The sequence below is a fragment of the Nocardiopsis xinjiangensis YIM 90004 genome, assembly GCF_000341145.1.
GTDB classification, from domain to species: Bacteria; Actinomycetota; Actinomycetes; order Streptosporangiales; family Streptosporangiaceae; genus Nocardiopsis; species Nocardiopsis xinjiangensis.
Genome location: NZ_ANBE01000051.1, coordinates 28,194 through 45,274, shown reverse-complemented (window position 1 = coordinate 45,274; position 17,081 = coordinate 28,194). Strand labels below are relative to the sequence as shown.

The 17,081-nt window shown below is 70.5% G+C and carries 16 protein-coding genes; 6 read left to right on the top strand and 10 right to left on the bottom strand.

Translation table 11 applies throughout. The features are described 5' to 3' along the window. The first annotated feature begins 3 nt into the window (after window positions 1-3). Together D473_RS0121670 and D473_RS0121665 are read left to right on the top strand one after the other, a co-directional pair. Entirely contained in the window at window positions 4-1,479 is a 1,476-nt protein-coding gene (locus D473_RS0121670) for a glycoside hydrolase family 3 protein (RefSeq protein WP_017611138.1), read from the top strand. Between the two features lie 281 nt (window positions 1,480-1,760). Then, entirely contained in the window at window positions 1,761-2,225 is a 465-nt protein-coding gene (locus tag D473_RS0121665; protein ID WP_017611137.1) for an RrF2 family transcriptional regulator, read from the top strand. Between the two features lie 90 nt (window positions 2,226-2,315). Here D473_RS0121665 and D473_RS0121660 read toward each other — a convergent pair whose 3' ends face one another. The 9 genes from D473_RS0121660 to D473_RS0121620 all read right to left on the bottom strand — a co-directional run bounded on the left by D473_RS0121660 (window position 2,316) and on the right by D473_RS0121620 (window position 13,203). Next, entirely contained in the window at window positions 2,316-2,672 is a 357-nt protein-coding gene (locus tag D473_RS0121660) for a helix-turn-helix domain-containing protein (protein ID WP_017578479.1), read from the bottom strand. A 158-nt stretch (window positions 2,673-2,830) separates the two neighbouring features. Continuing rightward, window positions 2,831-3,364, bottom strand: a complete 534-nt coding sequence (locus tag D473_RS0121655; RefSeq protein WP_017611136.1) for a CinA family protein — start codon at window positions 3,362-3,364, stop codon at window positions 2,831-2,833. Further along, on the bottom strand, window positions 3,357-3,965 hold the full coding sequence (pgsA, locus tag D473_RS0121650; RefSeq protein WP_017611135.1) for a CDP-diacylglycerol--glycerol-3-phosphate 3-phosphatidyltransferase: 609 nt from the start codon (window positions 3,963-3,965) through the stop codon (window positions 3,357-3,359). Before pgsA ends, D473_RS0121655 begins: the two co-directional genes overlap by 8 nt. Next, window positions 3,962-5,425, bottom strand: coding sequence for a 30S ribosomal protein S12 methylthiotransferase RimO (rimO, locus tag D473_RS0121645; RefSeq protein ID WP_026127185.1), 1,464 nt, complete (start codon window positions 5,423-5,425; stop codon window positions 3,962-3,964). The genes pgsA and rimO overlap by 4 nt, the downstream gene beginning before the upstream one ends. Window positions 5,426-5,546: 121 nt before the next feature. Further along, entirely contained in the window at window positions 5,547-6,815 is a 1,269-nt protein-coding gene (locus D473_RS28470) for a helix-turn-helix domain-containing protein (protein ID WP_017611133.1), read from the bottom strand. Window positions 6,816-6,968: 153 nt separating this feature from the next. Next, window positions 6,969-9,437: a DNA translocase FtsK gene (locus tag D473_RS0121635; protein WP_026127184.1), complete on the bottom strand. Its 2,469-nt coding sequence runs from the start codon at window positions 9,435-9,437 to the stop codon at window positions 6,969-6,971. Between the two features lie 278 nt (window positions 9,438-9,715). Further along, window positions 9,716-11,401: a ribonuclease J gene (locus tag D473_RS0121630; protein ID WP_017611130.1), complete on the bottom strand. Its 1,686-nt coding sequence runs from the start codon at window positions 11,399-11,401 to the stop codon at window positions 9,716-9,718. Then, complete coding sequence (dapA, locus tag D473_RS0121625; RefSeq protein ID WP_026127183.1) at window positions 11,398-12,369, bottom strand: 4-hydroxy-tetrahydrodipicolinate synthase; 972 nt, start codon at window positions 12,367-12,369, stop codon at window positions 11,398-11,400. Before dapA ends, D473_RS0121630 begins: the two co-directional genes overlap by 4 nt. A gap of 453 nt (window positions 12,370-12,822) precedes the next feature. Then, complete coding sequence (locus D473_RS0121620) at window positions 12,823-13,203, bottom strand: phage holin family protein (RefSeq protein WP_017611128.1); 381 nt, start codon at window positions 13,201-13,203, stop codon at window positions 12,823-12,825. A gap of 108 nt (window positions 13,204-13,311) precedes the next feature. Here D473_RS0121620 and D473_RS0121615 point away from each other — a divergent pair, with 108 nt between their 5' ends. The 4 genes from D473_RS0121615 (at window position 13,312) to D473_RS0121600 (ending at window position 16,166) form a co-directional block, all read left to right on the top strand. Further along, on the top strand, window positions 13,312-13,869 hold the full coding sequence (locus D473_RS0121615) for a GNAT family N-acetyltransferase (RefSeq protein ID WP_017611127.1): 558 nt from the start codon (window positions 13,312-13,314) through the stop codon (window positions 13,867-13,869). A 151-nt stretch (window positions 13,870-14,020) separates the two neighbouring features. After that, the gene (locus tag D473_RS0121610; protein ID WP_026127182.1) at window positions 14,021-14,893 is read left to right on the top strand and encodes a 1,4-dihydroxy-2-naphthoate polyprenyltransferase; all 873 of its coding nucleotides are present in this window, start codon (window positions 14,021-14,023) and stop codon (window positions 14,891-14,893) included. A gap of 9 nt (window positions 14,894-14,902) precedes the next feature. Continuing rightward, a complete protein-coding gene (locus D473_RS0121605) occupies window positions 14,903-15,409 on the top strand; it encodes an NUDIX domain-containing protein (protein ID WP_017611125.1) in 507 nt (168 codons plus the stop codon). 79 nt (window positions 15,410-15,488) lie between these two features. Then, a complete protein-coding gene (locus D473_RS0121600) occupies window positions 15,489-16,166 on the top strand; it encodes a class I SAM-dependent DNA methyltransferase (RefSeq protein ID WP_017611124.1) in 678 nt (225 codons plus the stop codon). Window positions 16,167-16,255: 89 nt separating this feature from the next. On the opposite strand, the gene dapB is transcribed toward D473_RS0121600, so the two are convergent. Beyond that, window positions 16,256-16,999 carry a 4-hydroxy-tetrahydrodipicolinate reductase gene (gene dapB / locus D473_RS0121595; RefSeq protein ID WP_083918060.1) on the bottom strand — a complete coding sequence of 248 codons (744 nt, stop codon included), beginning with the start codon at window positions 16,997-16,999 and terminating at the stop codon, window positions 16,256-16,258. Window positions 17,000-17,081: the final 82 nt, after the last annotated feature.

Here is a 17,081-nt window from a genome sequence, read left to right as displayed (position 1 = left end):
GCGATGCCGCTCGACCCCGCCCTGGCTCGTCTGGCCAACGCCACACTGATGGTCCCCTTCGAGTCCCATCACGCACCACGATGGGTGCTGGAGGGGTTGGCCGAGGGCGTCTCCGGTGTCTGTCTGTTCCACAACAACCTCCAGGGTCCGGATCAGATCCGGGCCCTGAACACGCAGTTGGGGGAAGCCGCCGACACCCCGCTGATCTCCCTGGACGAAGAGGGCGGGGACGTCACCCGCATCGGCCAGGCACGCGGCAGCGACTACCCCGGCAACGCGGCCCTGGGCGCGGTCGACGACACCGAGCTCACCCGGGCCACCCACCGGGAGATGGGCGGGCGCCTGGCCGATCTGGGGTTCAACATGGACCTGGCCCCGTCGGTGGACGTCAACGTCGCCGACGACAACCCCGTCATCGGCACCCGTTCGTTCGGTGCCGACCCCGCACTCGTGGCGCGGCACGCGAAGGCGTCGGTGCTGGGACTGCACGACGCCGGGGTGGTGGCCTGCGCCAAACATTTCCCCGGTCACGGAGCGACCTCGCAGGACTCCCACCACGTGCTGCCGTTGGTGCAGGCCGACGCCGAGGTACTGCGTGAGCGCGAACTGCGGCCGTTCCGTGCGGCCGTGGAAGCGGGGGTGCGTTCGGTGCTGACCGCCCACATCGAGATGCCGTCGCTGGGCGGGCCCGGCCCGGCCACGCTCAACCACCACGTGCTCAACCGGGTGCTGCGCGAGGAACTGGGGTTCACGGGCACGGTGGTCAGCGACGCGATGGAGATGCAGGGGGTGAGCGGGCGTGTCGGGATCCCCGAGGCCAGTGTGCTGGCGGTCGCGGCCGGGTGCGACCTATTGTGCCTGGGCCGGTTCGTCTACGCCGATCAGGTCGATGCGGTGCGTACCGCGCTCGTGGAAGCGGTCCGGCAGGGACGGCTCTCCGGTGAACGCCTGGAGGAGGCTGCGGCCCGCAACTCGGCCCTGCGCACCTGGGTGCGGGACCGCGCCGCCGTGCGCGCGTCCGTGCCCGGGCCCGACGGTGTGGGGTTGTCCGTCGCGCGCCGGGCCACCCGGGTGCACGGCGAGCCCCCGCGCCTGCACGACCCGTTCGTGGTGGAGGTGGACGCACCTGCCGGTGTGGCCGTGGGCGAGGTCCCCTGGGGCTTGGCCCCGTGGTTCGCCGACACCGTCCGGGTCTCCCCCGACCCCGCGGTCACCGCGGACCTGTTGGCCCGGGCGGCCGGCCGGGACCTGGTCGTGGTGGTGCGTGATGCGCACCGCTACCCCGCTGCACGTGACCTGGTGCTCGCCCTGCTCGCCGCGCGGCCCGAGGCCGTCATCGTCGAGATGGGCCTGCCCATCTGGCGCCCGGACCTCGGCACGCATGTGAGCACCTACGGCGCCGCGCACGTCAACAGCCGCAGCGCTGCCGAACTGCTGGGCGCCCGGGGTGCGTTGCAGAAGGCCCGTCCCGGGGTCTGATCCGTGTGCGGGTGTGCGTCCCGGTGCACACCCGCGGCCCCGCGGCGGGCAGGGCGCGCCCAAAGCGCACGAGTACGCCCAGGCGGGTGCGGGGCCGTTCCGGAACCGGAGGGGCCGAGCATGTCCACGTGAGCCGGTAGGAGAAGTACCCTTGGAGGCGTCCGACGGCCGCGCTCGGTTCGGCCCGGCGGACGCCCCGTCTCACAGCTCGACGAAGGTCCGGCCACCGCGCCGACCGATCAGTGCCCCATTCGCCCTTCCGAACACGGCATAATCACAGCATGCGCCTTTCAGCCCGGGTCGACTACGCGCTCCGCGCGGCCGCAGAACTCGCCATTTCCCCCGACGGACCGGTGACGGCCGAGCAGCTCGCTCGCGCACAGGACATCCCCGGAAAATTCCTGGAGAACATCCTCACCCAGCTCCGTCGCGCCGGTCTGGTCCGCAGCCAACGCGGGCCGGTCGGCGGTTACTGGCTGGCCCGAGACCCCGCCGAGATCTCCCTGGCCGACATCATCAGGGCGGTCGACGGTCCCCTCGCCAATGTGCGCGGGGAACGCCCCGAGGAGGTGGACTACGACGGGGCGGCCCGCAGCCTGCAGCAGGTGTGGATCGCTCTGCGGGCCAGCGAACGCTCCATCCTGGAGGGGGTCACCCTGCACCACTTGGCCACGAACGAGCTGCCCTCGCTGGTGCGCTCGCTGGCCGAGGACCCCGATTCCTGGGTCAACCACACCCACCGGTGAGCTTCGAGAACGAAGGAGCCGTCCACCCCGGGGTGGACGGCTCCTTCGTCGTGTTCGTGGTGACGCGGTACGGACGGTTCGGTCCCCGTGTCAGACCCCCACCATGTCGGGGACCTGGGGAACACGGTCCGGCACCGGGTCGATGCCGAGGTCCTGGGCGTTCACGGGCTCGGTGGCGACGGAGTCGCCGAGCAGCGCGGCCTCTTGGAGCTCGGCGAGAGCGAGCTGGTCGGAAACCTCTCTGAGTACCTGGGAGAGCGGGACACCGAGAGCGGTGCAGATCGAGGAGAGCAGCTCCGAGGAGGCCTCCTTCTGTCCCCGTTCGACCTCCGACAGATACCCGAGGGATACACGGGCTTCGGCCGAGACCTGCCGGAGGGTGCGGCTCTGACGCTGCCGGAGCCGCCTGAGCACGTCACCCAGCAGGTGACGAAGCAGGACCATCATTCGCGCTCCCTCCCACCGGTAGCGACCTTCATATACAACACCGTACCTGTCCCACGCCCGATTCGGGCACCTCTCGTTCTGCTGTTCGCTGGAGGGGGAACCAAACCCTGGGGTGGTTTTGTTCCCTTCGGTCCGGCGGAAGGAACCACGAACGGGGGTCAGTCCGGGGTGGTCTCCGACACCTCGTCGTGAACCACTGCGGCCAGGACCGCGAGCGCACCCTCTACCGTTCGATAACGGATACCCGAACGGTCTCCGGTGAAACGGAACCGTTCGACCCGCGGTTCCCGGCCCGTCCCGGCCACGGCCGCGTAGACGGTGCCGACCGGCTGCCCGCCCTGGGGTTCGGGTCCGGCGACCCCGGTGACGGCCACACCGAGGTCGGCCCCCGCCAGGCGCCGGGCCGCGCGGGCCATGTGGGCGGCGACGTCGGGATGCACGGCCCCCTCGGCCTCCAGGAGGTCCTCCGGGACCCCCAGGAGGGTGGCCTTGGTATCGGTCGCATAGGTCACGAACCCGCCCCGGTAGGTGGCCGAGGCCCCGGGAACGGCGGTGAGGTGGGCGCCGATGAGCCCGCCGGTCAGCGACTCGGCTGTCGCGCACGTGAGGCCGGCCGCCAGCATCCTGCGGTGGGCGGCCCCGGCCGTCTCCAGTGCGGCTCCGGCGAGCTCCGGGCTCCCGTGCTCACTCACCCCGAGGCCTCCCCTTCTTCCGGGCCAGGCGCACGGCGTCGACGATGTAGATCGCGCCGGTCCACAGGGTCACGGCCAACGCGAGGCCCATGGTCAGGTGCGCGAGCCAGACGAAGGCCGCGGTGAGCGGCAACAGGTGCAGCGGGAACAGGTAGATGCTGATCGCGACGATCTGCAGGACGGTCTTGAGCTTGCCGCCCTTGCCGGCCGGCATGACGCCGTAGCGGATCACCGCGAAGCGCAGGGCGGTGATGCCCCACTCGCGGGCCAGGATCGCGATGGTCACCCACCACCACAGTTCGCCCTGGACCGACAGCACGACCAGGGCGGCGCCGGTGAGGGCCTTGTCGGCGATCGGGTCGGCGATCTTGCCGAAGTCGGTGACGAGGTTGTGCCGCCGGGCCAGCTCACCGTCGATCCGGTCGGTGACGGCGGCCAGCACGAACACGGCGAAGGACGCCAGCTGCCACCCCGTGCCGTCCAGGAACATGAACCACACGAAGAGCGGCACCATGATCAGGCGGCTCACCGTGAGCACGTTCGCGATGTTCCACAACGGCACTCGGGGAGCGGGCGAGGCCGCGGCATCGTGGTTGCTCATCTGTCTCCGGTTTCCCCGTCCGTCTCGGGGTCGTTCTCGGCGTCCTCGATCTGTTCGGCCACGAGGTCGGCACCGACGGACTGCAGGACGGTGGCGCGCACGAGGTCGCCCACCGCCAGGCCGTGCCCGTACAGGATGGTGCTGCCGTCGACGCCGGGGGCCTGGTGGTCGGCACGGCCCTCGTAGGCGCCGTCCTCCAGGACCGCCTCGATCAGGACGGCGACCTCGCTGCCCACACGCTCCTCCGCGCGTTGGGCCATGAGTTCCTGGGCCAGGTCGGTCAGGCGTGCCACACGCTCGTCGACGACCTCCTGGGGCACCTTGTCGGCGTACCCTGCGGCCTCGGTGCCGTCCTCGTCGGAGTAGCCGAACACCCCGATGGCGTCCAGGCGCGCCTCGGTCAGGAACGCGACGAGTTCCTCGAACTCCTCCTCGCTCTCCCCGGGGAAACCGACGATGAAGTCGGAACGGGCCCCGGCCTCGGGAGCACGCTCGCGCACGGTGTGCAGCAGCTCCAGGAAACGCTCGCGGTCGCCGAACCGGCGCATGCGGCACAGCAGGGGACCGCTGGCGTGCTGGAAGGACAGATCGAAGTAGGGCACGACACCGGGGGTACCGGTGAGGGTCTCCACGAGCCCGGGACGCACCTCGGCGGGCTGCAGGTAACTCACCCGGACGCGGTCCAGGCCCTGGACGGCGGCCAGGGCCGGCAGGAGGGTCTCCAGGGCGCGCGTGTCGCCCAGGTCCTTGCCGTAGGAGGTGGAGTCCTCACTGAGGAGGAAGACCTCGCGCACTCCCTCACCTGCCAGCCACCGGGCCTCGCGCACGACCTCTTCGGGCCGGCGGGAGACGTGGGCGCCGCGGAAGGAGGGGATGGCGCAGAAGGTGCACCGCCGGTCGCATCCCGAGGCGATCTTGAGGTTGGCGACGGGGCCGCCCGTCAGGCGGCGGCGCGGGACGTTCGTGCGGTAGGGCAGGTCGGTGCCCTCGGCGCCCGGCGACTCCTCGAAGGAGGCGTGGCCCGGCACGTGCGCCTGGGAGCCGTTACGGTCGAGGGGGCTGATGGGCAGAAGGGCGCGGCGGTCGCGGGGGTCGTGCGGGACCAGGGTGCGTCCCTCGACCACGTCGTCGAGGCGGTCGGTGATGGCCGCGTAGTCGTCGAAACCGATGACCTGGGCTTCGGGCAGGGAATCGGCGAGTTCGGAGCCGTAGCGTTCGGCCATGCACCCCGCGGCGACGACCTTGCCACCGCCTTCGGCCGCTTCCAGCAGGGTCTGGATGGAGTCCTGTTTGGCGGCGTCGATGAAGCCGCAGGTGTTGACCACGGTCACCTCGGCCCGGGTGTCGCCGTCGACAAGGTCCCAGCCGCCGTCGGCGAGGCGGCCGGCGAGCTCCTCGGAGTCGACCTCGTTACGCGCGCAACCCAGGGTCACGAGTGAGACAGTACGGCGCGATGACATGGCTTCCAAGCGTGTGGGAGAGCTGTGAGTGGTGCGGGCGGCGCGGCGCACGTGGTGCGGTCCCTTGGGTCTCGCCCGGCCGCGGCCTCGGCTGCGTCGCCTCCTCCCGCGGCCCTCCACACTACCGTGGTCGGGTCACTCTCCCGAACGGCGGCCGTGGTACATGCCACTCACATGAAGGCCCGCACCGCCGTGGTGGGCGGTGCGGACCCTGTTCCCACTTCNCCTCTCCGTGTTCACCGGGGCTGCCGATGTCCTCGCCGTCGACACCGACGGTGACCGCGCCGGCGTTGCCGGTCCAGACACGCAGCCGGTCCTCGCCGGTGTGCTCCCACGACTCGCCCTCGGCCAGGAAGCCGGTGAAGAGGTCCTCCTCGCCTTCGGTCCCGTTCTCCTCCGCGGCCTCGGCCGTGTCCCCGTTCCCGTCGCCCTCGCCGGTGACCTGGATCCAGATGCGTTCGCCTGCGGTCAGCCGGACGGTGAACTCGGCGGGTTCCTCCTCCTCGGCCGGCTCGGAGGTGTGCGTGTTCTTGGTCCCGAGGGGCTCGGGCACTGCGTCCCCGGCCGGGTCGACGTGCGTCTCGTCCTCCCCGCCGGTCTCGCCGGTGCCGGCCGAGGAGTCGACGGTGCCGTCGTCGTCCCGCATGGCTTCCAGGGCGGTGCGCAGCGGGTTGGTCTCCTCGCCGTTCCAGGCGCGGACCCCGACGACGGCACCGACCAGGACCACGGCCGCGACCAGGGCCCAGGGCCAGTGGCGGCGGACCGCCTCTCCCCTGCTGCTGGGGGCGTCGGTGCCGGTGATGATCGGGCGCGGTGAGCGCCGTTCAGCGCCGGCGCCCTTCTCCGCGTGTCCCCGGGTGCGGTGCCGTCCTCTCGGAGCGGGCACCGGTTCTTGTTCGGGTCTGCTTCTCTTCTTGGAGCGGTTGTCCTGAACGGACCGGTACGGGTTCTGGTCCCGTTCGAAGTGGTTGGGCCGGGCGGCCCCGGCGTCCGGTTCGGTGTCGTCGATGATGCGCCGGGGCGGCGGGCCCGCCATGGGCTCGTCCCCCTCCTCCGGGAGCTCCTCGGCCTGTTCCCGCGCGGCCGCCGCGATCCGGACGGTGGCGGGCGACCCCGCCACGTGGCGCGGCAGGGGCACGAAGACCGGTGCTCCGTGACCGGCGTGTTCCTGGTCGAACTCGGCCAGGAGCGGCTCGGGATCCAGGCCGAGGACCCGGCAGAGGCTGCGGATGTGGCCTCGGGCGTAGAAATCCCCGCCGCAGGGGACGAAGTCCTCCTCCTCGATCCCGTTGAGGACCTTGGGCCTGATGCGCGTCCGGGTACTGAGATCCGCGATCGTGTAGCCCGCCGCGATCCGGGCGGCGGACAGACTCTGTCCGATCGTCGCCATGCACACTCCCCGCGACTCATTGTGGTTGCCTGATCCCACTCTGCTACCAAGCGCCGAAAGGTGCAGGGCACCACGCCCATGAAGCGCCCAAGAGTGCACCAAATCGGATGTTTCTGGTTCAGCAACCGTGGAGAGTGCGGTCGGCCGCGCGGGTCAGCCCCCTCGGATGTCGGCGAGCACCTGCGGCAGGTCGTCGGGCTGCACGAGCACGTCGCGGGCCTTGGAGCCCTCGCTGGGGCCCACCACGTCGCGGCTCTCCATGAGGTCCATCAGGCGTCCGGCCTTGGCGAAACCCACACGGAGCTTGCGCTGGAGCATCGAGGTGGAGCCGAACTGGGTGGTCACCACCAGCTCGGTCGCCTGCAACAGCAGGTCGAGGTCGTCACCGATCTCCTCGTCGATCTCCTTCTTGGGCCCCTGGGGCGCCGCCACGTCCTCGCGGTAACTGGGTTCGGACTGCTTCTTGCAGTGCTCGACGACCCCGCGGATCTCCTTCTCCCCCACCCAGGCGTTCTGCAGACGGATGGGTTTGCCCGCGCCCATCGGCAAGAAGAGCGCGTCGCCCTTGCCCACGAGTTTCTCCGCGCCGGGCTGGTCGAGGATGACCCGGCTGTCGGAGAGGCTGGAGGTGGCGAAGGCCAGCCGCGAGGGCACGTTGGCCTTGATCAGGCCGGTGACGACGTCGACGCTGGGGCGCTGGGTGGCCAGCACCAGGTGGATGCCGGCGGCTCGGGCGAGCTGGGTGATGCGGACGACGGCGTCCTCGACGTCGCGGGGGGCGACCATCATCAGGTCGGCGAGCTCGTCGACGATGACCAGCAGGTACGGGTACGGCTCGTACTCGCGTTCGCTGCCGGGCGGGGCCTTGAGCTCGCCGGCGCGCACCGCGGCGTTGAAGTCGTCGATGTGGCGGTAGCCGGAGGCGGCCAGGTCGTCGTAACGCCGGTCCATCTCACCCACGACCCACTGGAGGGCTTCGGCGGCCTTCTTGGGGCTGGTGATGATCGGGGTGATCAGGTGCGGGATGCCCTCGTACATGGTCAGCTCGACCCGCTTGGGGTCGACCAGGATCATGCGCACCTCGTCGGGGGTGGAGCGCATCATGAGCGAGGTGATGAGCCCGTTGATGCAGGTCGACTTACCGGCGCCGGTGGCACCCGCCACCAGCACGTGCGGCATCTTGGCCAGGTTGGCCACGACATTGGTGCCCTCGACGTCCTTGCCCAGGCCCACGAGCATGGGGTGGTCGTCGGACGTGGCCGAGGACGAGCCCAGGACGTCTCCCAGACTCACTATGTCCTTGTCGGTGTTGGGGATCTCCACACCGATCGCGGACTTGCCGGGGATGGGCGACTGGATACGCACGTCGGCGCTCTTGACCGCGAGCGAGATGTTCTTCGTCAGCGCGGTGACCTTCTCGACCTTGACGGCCGGGCCGAGCTCGATCTCGTAACGCGTGACCGTGGGCCCGCGGGTGAACCCGGTGACGTCGGCATCGATCTTGAACTGGCCCATGACCCCGGAGAGCGCACTGACGATGTCGTCGTTGGCCTTGGTCCGCTCCTTGCTGGGCGAGCCGGGCTTGAGCATGGGCGGGGCCGGCAGCTCGTAGTCGCCCTCGACCACACGGGAGGGGATGGACAGCTGCTCGGTGGCGGCGGGGGCCGGGGTGGGGTCCGGGGTCTCGTTCTTCTTGCGCTTGCCCTTGGCGGGCTTGTCCTTGGCCTCGTGCCCATCGGTCAGGGCGGGGGCGAGGGGTTCGGGGCTCTCCGGGAGCACGGGGGTGTCGTAGGGGCGTTCGTGGTCGCCCGCCACGGTCGAGCCGGTGGGTTTCGCCTTGGGCTTGCGCTTGCGCTGCTTGGGTTCCTCCTCGTCGGCGCCGAGGATCCCGATGCCCGAGTCCGGGCCGCCATCGCGTTCCAGCAGCGCGCCGAAGAGGGTCTGCAGGCGCTCTGGGACACGCCGGACGGGCGTGGAGGTCACCACGAGAATGCCGAAGATCAGCACGAGCACCAGCAGCACGGCGGTGAGTGTGGGGGTGATGACCATGCTCAACGGGCCGGAGGCGATGAAACCGATGAGCCCGCCGGAGGTCTGCAGGGCCTCGGGGCCCTCGGCGGGCTGGGGAACACCGTGGGCGATGTGGATGAGCCCGAGCAGGCCCAGCATGATCGCGATGAACCCGATCGCCAGGCGGCCGCCGTCGCCGGGTTTGGCGGTTCCGGGGGTACGCATGAGCTTGACGGCGATCGGCAGGAACAGCAGTGGCAGGATCGGTGAGAAGGCGCCGAACGCGCCCATGACCACGAGCCGGGTGTACTCCAGCAGGGGCCCCTCGCTCTGCCACCACACGGCGGCAGCGATGAGCACACCGGAGGCGAGCAGCAGCAGGCCGATGCCGTCACGGCGCAGGTCGGGGTCGAGGTCGCGTGCCCCGCGCCCGACCGCGCGGGCGACCCCGCCCACGGTGTGCGCGATGACCTTCCACAGAACCACGAGGAACTGGCCGAACATGGAGAAGGCGAAGACGATCGGCCCCTCGGGCATGCGCTTCTTCGCAGACGAAGAACGCCCGCCGGACTTCTTGCGTGAGGAGCCGCCGGAGGAGGCACGCGCGGGCATCGGGGGTCACCTCCAGGGGACGGCGGGTTCGGGAACCGGACACACCGGCCCGGCACGGCGGGAAGCCTACTGAAGCTGTCCACCCGGCGCACGGAACGGGCACGGCGTGTCGTCCCGNGCGGGTCCGAGCCGCGAGCGCTGCCCCGACCCCGGGGGCTCGGCCCCAGGGGTCACCAGGGGTGGTTCGGAGCGCCCCTCCAGGGCTCCGGAGGACCCGTGTGCGGGCCCTCCGGAACGAGGGGCTGCCGGGGGCGGAGCGAGTCCGAAGAACCCGGTCCTCAGACTTCGACCAGCACCGGGATGATCATCGGACGGCGGCGGTAGGTCTCGTTGACCCACCGGCCCGCGTTGCGCCGCACGAGCTGCCTCAGCTGGTGGGGGTCGTTGACCCCGTCGGAGGCGGCCTTGTCCAGCGCGTCCTGGAGCTTGTCGATGACGTCGTCGAAGGCGTCGGGTTTGAGCCCCGCGCCGCGGGTGTGGATCTCCGGCTCGCCCAGGATCTTGCCGGTGTTGGAGTCCACGGCCAGGACGACGGAGATGAAGCCCTCTTCGCCGAGGATGCGGCGGTCCTTGAGTGCGGCGTCGGTGACGTCGCCCACCGAGGAACCGTCGACGTAGACATAGCCGGCCTGGACCGCGCCCACGATCTTGGCGCGGTTCTTGTACACGTCCACGACCACGCCGTCCTCGGCGATGACGATGCGGTCATCGGACACGCCGGTCTTCTTGGCCAGCTCGGCATGGGCGCGCATGTGGCGCCACTCGCCGTGCACCGGCATGAAGTTGCGCGGGCGCACCATGTTGAGGATGTACAGCAGCTCGCCGGCGGAGGCGTGGCCCGACACGTGCACCAGGGCGTTGCCCTTGTGCACGATGTTGGCGCCCCAGCGGGTGAGGCCGTTGATGACCCGGTTGACGGAGTTCTCGTTGCCCGGGATCAGCGACGAGGCGAGCAGGATGGTGTCGCCCTCCTCGATGCGGATCTGGTGGTCGCGGCTGGCCATGCGGCTCAGTGCCGACATGGGTTCGCCCTGCGACCCGGTGCAGATCAGCACGGCCTCGTTCGGCCGCATCTTGTCGAGCTGTTTGACGTCGATGATGGTGTCGCCGGGGATGCTGAGGTAGCCCAGGTCCCGGGCGATGTTCATGTTGCGCACCATCGAGCGGCCCACGAAGGCGATCTTGCGCCCGTGCTGGGAGGCGGCGTCGATCACCTGCTGGACGCGGTGCACGTGCGAGGCGAAACAGGCGACCACGATGCGCTTGTCGGCGGTGCGGAAGACCTTCTCGATGTCCTCGTTGAGGTCGCGCTCGCTGACGACGAAGCCGGGCTGCTCGGCGTTGGTGGAGTCCGACAGCAGCAGGTCCACGCCCTCGTCGCCGAAGCGGGAGAACCCGGCCAGGTCGGTCAGGCGCCCGTCGAGCGGCAGCTGGTCCATCTTGAAGTCACCGGTGTGCAGCACGCTGCCGCCCGGCGTCCGGATGCCCACGGCCAAGGCGTCCGGGATGGAGTGGTTGACCGAGAAGAACTCCAGGTCGAAGGGGCCGAAGTCCTGGCGCTGGCCTTCCTCGACCAGCACCGTCTCGGGCTTGATGCGGTGCTCGCCGAGCTTGGCGGTGATGAGCGCCAGGGTGAGCTTGGAACCCACGAGCGGGATGTCGGGGCGCTCACGCAGCAGGAACGGCACACCGCCGATGTGGTCCTCGTGCCCGTGGGTGAGCACGATCGCCTCGATGTCGTCGAGACGGTCCCGGATGTGGTCGAAGTCCGGGAGGATGAGGTCGACGCCGGGCTGCTCCTCCTCGGGGAAGAGCACACCGCAGTCGACGATCAGCAGGCGGCCGCCGTACTCGAACACGGTCATGTTGCGGCCGATCTCGCCGAGACCGCCCAGTGCGACGACGCGCAGGGCGCCCTTGCCCAGGGGCGGGGGCGAGCTCAGCTCGGGGTGCGGGTGACTCATACCGATCCCTCCGCGAGACGCTCGACGTTGACCGCACTGGCCGGGACGGCCTGGTGCGGGGCGAGGCCGATGGGCCCCTTCACACCGGCGGCGGCCAGGTCCTCGCGCAGCAGGGCCTGCAGCTCCGAGGAGGCGTCGGCCAGCGGGGTGCGCACCGGGCCGGAGGGCAGTCCGAACAGGTTCAGGACGGACTTGACGGTGATGACGCCCTGCGTGCGGAAGATGCCCGTGTAGACCGGCGTCAGGCGGCGGTGGATGGCCAGGGCCTGGGCGACCTCGCCAGCGTCGAACGCGTCGATCATGTCCTTGAGGTCGCTGCCGACGATGTGGCCGACGACACTGACGAACCCGGCGCCGCCGACGGACAGCGTCGGCAGGTTGAGGATGTCGGTGCCGCAGTAGAAGGCCAGGTCGGTGCGTTCCATGACCCAGGAGCTCGCGCCGAGGTTGTCCTTGGCGTCCTTGTTGGCCACGATCCGCGGGTGCTCCGCCAGGCGCACGAGCGTCTCGGACGCGATCGGCGTGCCGGTGCGGTGCGGGATGTCGTAGAGCATCACCGGGAGCTCTGTGGCGTCGGCGATGGAGGTGAAGTGCCGCACCAGCCCCTCCTGCGGGGGCTTGTTGTAGTACGGCGTCACCGCGAGCAGGCCGTGCGCGCCGGCCTCCTCGGCGGCACGGGCCAACTTGAGGCTGTGGCGGGTGTCGTTGGTGCCGACACCGGCCACGATGGTGGCACGGTCGCCGACGGCTTCGACGACGGAGCGAAGGAGGCGGTCCTTCTCGTCGTCGCTGGTGGTGGGAGACTCACCGGTGGTGCCGCTGATGATGAGTCCGTCGTTGCTCTGCTCGTCGACGAGGTAGGTGGCGAGTCTGGCCGCCCCCTCGTAGTCGATCTCGCCGTCCTCGAGCATCGGGGTGACCATGGCGGTCAGCATCTTGCCGAACGGGCGGTTCTGGTTTTCGACCATCGCGTGTGAAAGGCCGTGGACCACCGCCGAGGGCGGGGTCCTCTGAGCCCCTCCTCCTCTCAATGTGCGTCGAATCTGCGGGTGGGTCGGGCCGTACGGATGGGTTCGCGTACGGAAAGAGCGGTACCGCGTACCGCCACCGCGACCGGCTCTGACGGCCCGGTCACGGGGAAGATCTCTGCGCCCTCGCCTGCTCGGCGGGGCCGGGGCCTGTTCGGCAGATGCGGTGAACGGCGGCGGACACCTGCCGAACGAGCCCTGTATCTGTATGTGGGCCGCCGCGCAGAGCGCGGGCGGCGGACCTCGGTCCTCGTGGGTCGAGGTTGGAGGCCACGGAGTGTGAACCTACCCGACCCGGGCCGGTGCCAGTCGTGGCGTCGGCCCGGGCCGCACCCCGAAGGGTGCTACGGGTTCTCTGTCGGGGACGGCCCTGGGTTCCTGATTCCGCCCACCCTAGTCGTCCTGTTTGTCCGGCAGGACGATGCTGATCAGGAAGCTGACCACGGCGACGACGATCGCTCCGAGGAAGGCGTCCCAGAAGGTGTCGATCCGGAAGGGGATGTCGAACAGCCCCGCGATCCACTCCGTGAGCAGGAACAGGAGCGCGTTCACGAGCAGGCCGATGAGGCCGAGGGTCAGCGCGTAGAACAAGCACCCGACCGTTTTGACGATCGGTTTGATGACCGCGTTGACCACACCGAAGATCGCACCCACCGCGAGGTAGACGACGATCTGCCCGGTCGTGTCCTGGGCGCCGACATGGATGCCGTTGATCAGGAATACAGCCGCCCAAAGGGCGAGTGCGTTCGCGATAACTCTGATAATGAGGCTCACGAGATAGATGTTCCCATGCCTTGGCAAGGTCGGGAAACTCCGGTGTCGTGTCACTCGCGCCGGAGTACCTGTGACCGCTTCGGCCCCACCCCTCCCAGGAGGCCATCCGTGTCCACCGCCCAATTCGTCCGGCCTGCCCGCAGCGGGGACGTCGAGCGCATCGTCGACCTGCAGGTGGCCTCCTGGCAGGCCCTGTACGGCCCTCTGCTGCCCGAGGAGGTGAGCGCGGAGATGGCTTCGCCCGAGGCCCGCGCGAACTTCACCGAGCAGTGGAAGGCGGCCCTGGGCTCTCCGCCGACCTCCAAGCACCGGCTCGTGGTGGCCACGGACGAGGTCGACGGTGTGCGCACCGTCACCGGTTTCGCCGCTCTGGGCCCGGCCGGCGACCCGGACCTGTGGCCGGCCACGGACGCGGAGGTCTTCGCCCTGCACGTGGATCCCGAGAGGACGCGGCAGGGGCACGGGAGCCGTCTGGTCAACGCGTGTGTGGACCATGTGGCCGAGGACGGCTTCACCACGGTGCACGTGTGGGTGGCCGAACAGGACAACCCGCTGCGCTCCTTCTTCGAGTCGGCGGGCTGGCGCGCCGACGGCGCCCGGCGTGAGATCGACCTCGGACCACTGCTGCCGATGGTGCGGCTGCATGCCGGGGTTCCCGCCGTCTAGGAACATCCCGGCCGCGCCCGCCTTCGGGCCCTGCCTGCGTCGGCACCGCTCACCGGACGCACTAACGTGAGGGGGTTGTCCCACACGTCCTGCCTGAACGCGCATGGTCGCGCGGCGGGGCGCCTCGTCGCATGTGCAAGGAGTCCTGAGCGTGGCCACGGTCGGAGAATGGGTCTCGGGGATGCGCCCCCGCACGCTGCCGAACTCGGTCGTCCCGGTGGCGGCCGGGACCGCCCTGGTCTTCTCCCTGGGCGGGTTCGTCTGGTGGAAGGCGCTGCTGGCCCTGCTGGTCTCGCTCTCCCTGCAGGTCGGTGTGAACTTCGCCAACGACTACAGCGACGGGGTCAAGGGCACCGACACCGAGGAACGCACCGGGCCCACCCGCCTGACCGCGACCGGTCTGGCCCGGCCCAATCACGTGCTGGCGGCGGCTCTGGGGAGCTTCGCGTTCGCGGGTGTGATCGGCCTGGTGCTGGTGGCCACCTCCTCGTGGTGGCTGCTGCTCCTCGGCGCGGCCGCGATCGCCGCCGCCTGGTACTACACCGGCGGGAATTCCCCCTACGGCTACCGGGGGCTGGGCGAGGTGTCGGTGTTCGTGTTCTTCGGCGCGGTGGCCGTGGTCGGCACGGTGTTCGTCCAACTGGGGTCGGCGCCCTGGCAGGCGTGGGTGGCGTCGGTCCCGGTCGGCCTGCTGTCCTGCTCGGTGCTGATCATCAACAACCTGCGCGACATCCCCACCGACCGGGAGACCGGCAAGATCACGCTGGCGGTGCGCCTGGGCGGGACCGGGACCCGTCGCCTGTACGCGGGGGCGATCGTGGCCTCCTACGCGTTCGCGCTGGCGCTCACACCCGTCTCGTGGTGGGCACCGCTGGTGCTGCTGTCGGTGCCGTTGGCCGTGCCGCCGGTGCGGCGGGTCCTGGGCGGGCAAGTCGGCCGCGACCTGGTCCTGGGCCTGGGGGAGACCGGAAAGCTGCAGATGGCCTTCGGTGTGCTCTTCTCCGTGGCCCTGCTTCTGGGATAGACACGTCGTGTGGGTGAACAGGACCAGGACTTCTCCGACGACGTGGAGGCTGCGGCCTTCTACGCGTCCCTGCCGGCCACCCGGGGCGCCGCGGGCGCGGTGATCCGTTCGGGGCGCGGCGGGGTGATGCTGGTGCGGCGCGCCTACGGTGCGCGTGGCTGGGGTGTTCCGGGCGGCATCATCGAGGCCGGCGAGTCCCCGTTGGCCGCGTGCCGCCGCGAACTGCACGAGGAGCTCGGCGTACGGGCCCGCGTGTTGGGGCCCGCGGTGGTCGACTGGGTTCCGGCGCGTCCCCCGCGCACGGCCGCGGTCCAGTGGCTCTTCCACGTGGCCGCGCCCGACGAAGCCGGTGTCCGCCTGCCCGCGGAGGAGCTGACCGAGTGGGCGTGGGTGGCGCCCGGACGCCTCCACGACCTGCTGCCGTCCCACACCGCCCGCCGTATGGCCGCGGCCCTGGAGGTCGCTCCCGGCCGTGGTCCGCTCTACCTGGAAGACGGACGGCCGGTGTTCGACTGAGCCGCGCCCCTCCCCCGACGGCCTCACACGGACTAGTCTGACGTCCCCTCCACGCCGATCGGGAAGGAACGCCACGAGCGTGACCACGGACCACAGCGACCCGCACCTCTGCCCCGGGACCGAGGCCTGGGCCGAACGTTCCCGCCTCCAGGCCGAGGCCTTCGACGCCATCGGAAAACGCTACGACGAGGCCTTCCCCCGCAAGGAAGGCCAGGAGGAACACACCCGGCGGCTGGTCGGCCTGCTGCCTCCGGGCGGCCGCGTACTCGACCTGGGGTCGGGCACCGGTCTGCCCACCGCCCGCCGGCTGGTCCGGGCCGGGGCGCGGGTGAGGGGGTTCGAGATCTCCCCGCGCATGCTCGAGCTCGCACGCGGCAACGTGCCCGGGGCCGAGTTCGTGCAGGCCGACATCATGGATCTGGCCCCGGACGAGCACCGCTACGACGCGATCGTGGCGTTCTTCTCGCTGCTGTGCCTGCCCAAGGCACAGATCCCCGCCGCGCTCGGGCGGATCCGCGCGGCGCTCGTGCCCGGCGGGGTGTTGTGCCTGTCGATGGTCGAGTCGGAGGCCGACGACACCCCGATCCCCTTCGTGGGCCGGCGGATACGGGTCACGGGTTACGGGCGCGAGGAGCTGCGAACGGTGGTCGAGGAGGCCGGCCTGGCCGTCGAGGACGAGCGGGTCCTCTCCTACGAACCGGCCGAGGGGGCCCCGCCCGAGACGCAGATCTTCCTCACCTGCAGGCGCAGCGCATGAGAAGGGCCCCGGGTCCGCGCGGTGCGGACCCGGGGCCGGGTCTTCGGGATCTGTTCCGCCTCGGAACCGAACGCGGTGGAGGGCCGGCCCTATTCGAGGCCGAGCAGGGACTCCAGGCCGAGGGTGAGCGGCTCGGGCAGGTCCGCGACGCGGCGCACACCCAGGAGCACACCGGGCATGAAGGAGGCCCGGTTCATCGAGTCGTGGCGGATCTTGAAGCTCTCGCCGGAGGTACCGAAGACGATCTCCTGGTGGGCGATGAGCCCGGCCAGACGCAGCGAGTGCACACGCACACCGTCCACGTCGGCACCTCGGGCTCCGGGGATCTCGGAGGTGGTGGCGTCGGGCATCGGGTCGGTGCCGGCCTCGCGGCGGGCCTCGGCGATCAGTTCCGCGGTGCGGTAGGCGGTGCCGCTGGGGGCGTCGGCCTTGTTGGGATGGTGCAGTTCGATGATCTCGGTGCTCTCGAAGTAGGGCGCCGCCTTCTGCGCGAAGTGCATCATCAGAACCGCGGCGATACCGAAGTTCGGGGCGATGAGCACCTTCGCGCCGGGTTTTGCGGCCTGCATCGCGCGTACCCGCTCCAGGCGTGCCTCGTCGAAACCGCTGGTGCCCACGACCGCGTGGATCCCGTGGTCGATGAGCCACTCCAGGTTGTCCATCACCGCGTCGGGGTGGGTGAAGTCGACGACGTAGTCGGCCCCCTGCACCGCTTCCCGGCCGTCGGTGGCGTCCACGCCCGCGACGAGTTCCATGTCGTCGGCGGCCCGGACTGCCGCGACGACCTCTGACCCCATGCGCCCGTCGGCGCCGAAAACTCCTACCTTGAACACGGATCCAACCGTAACGGAGGCGGGGGCCGGGGCCGTCCAGGAACCGGTGGGCGGAAGAGCACATCTCGAGCATCGCCCCGCC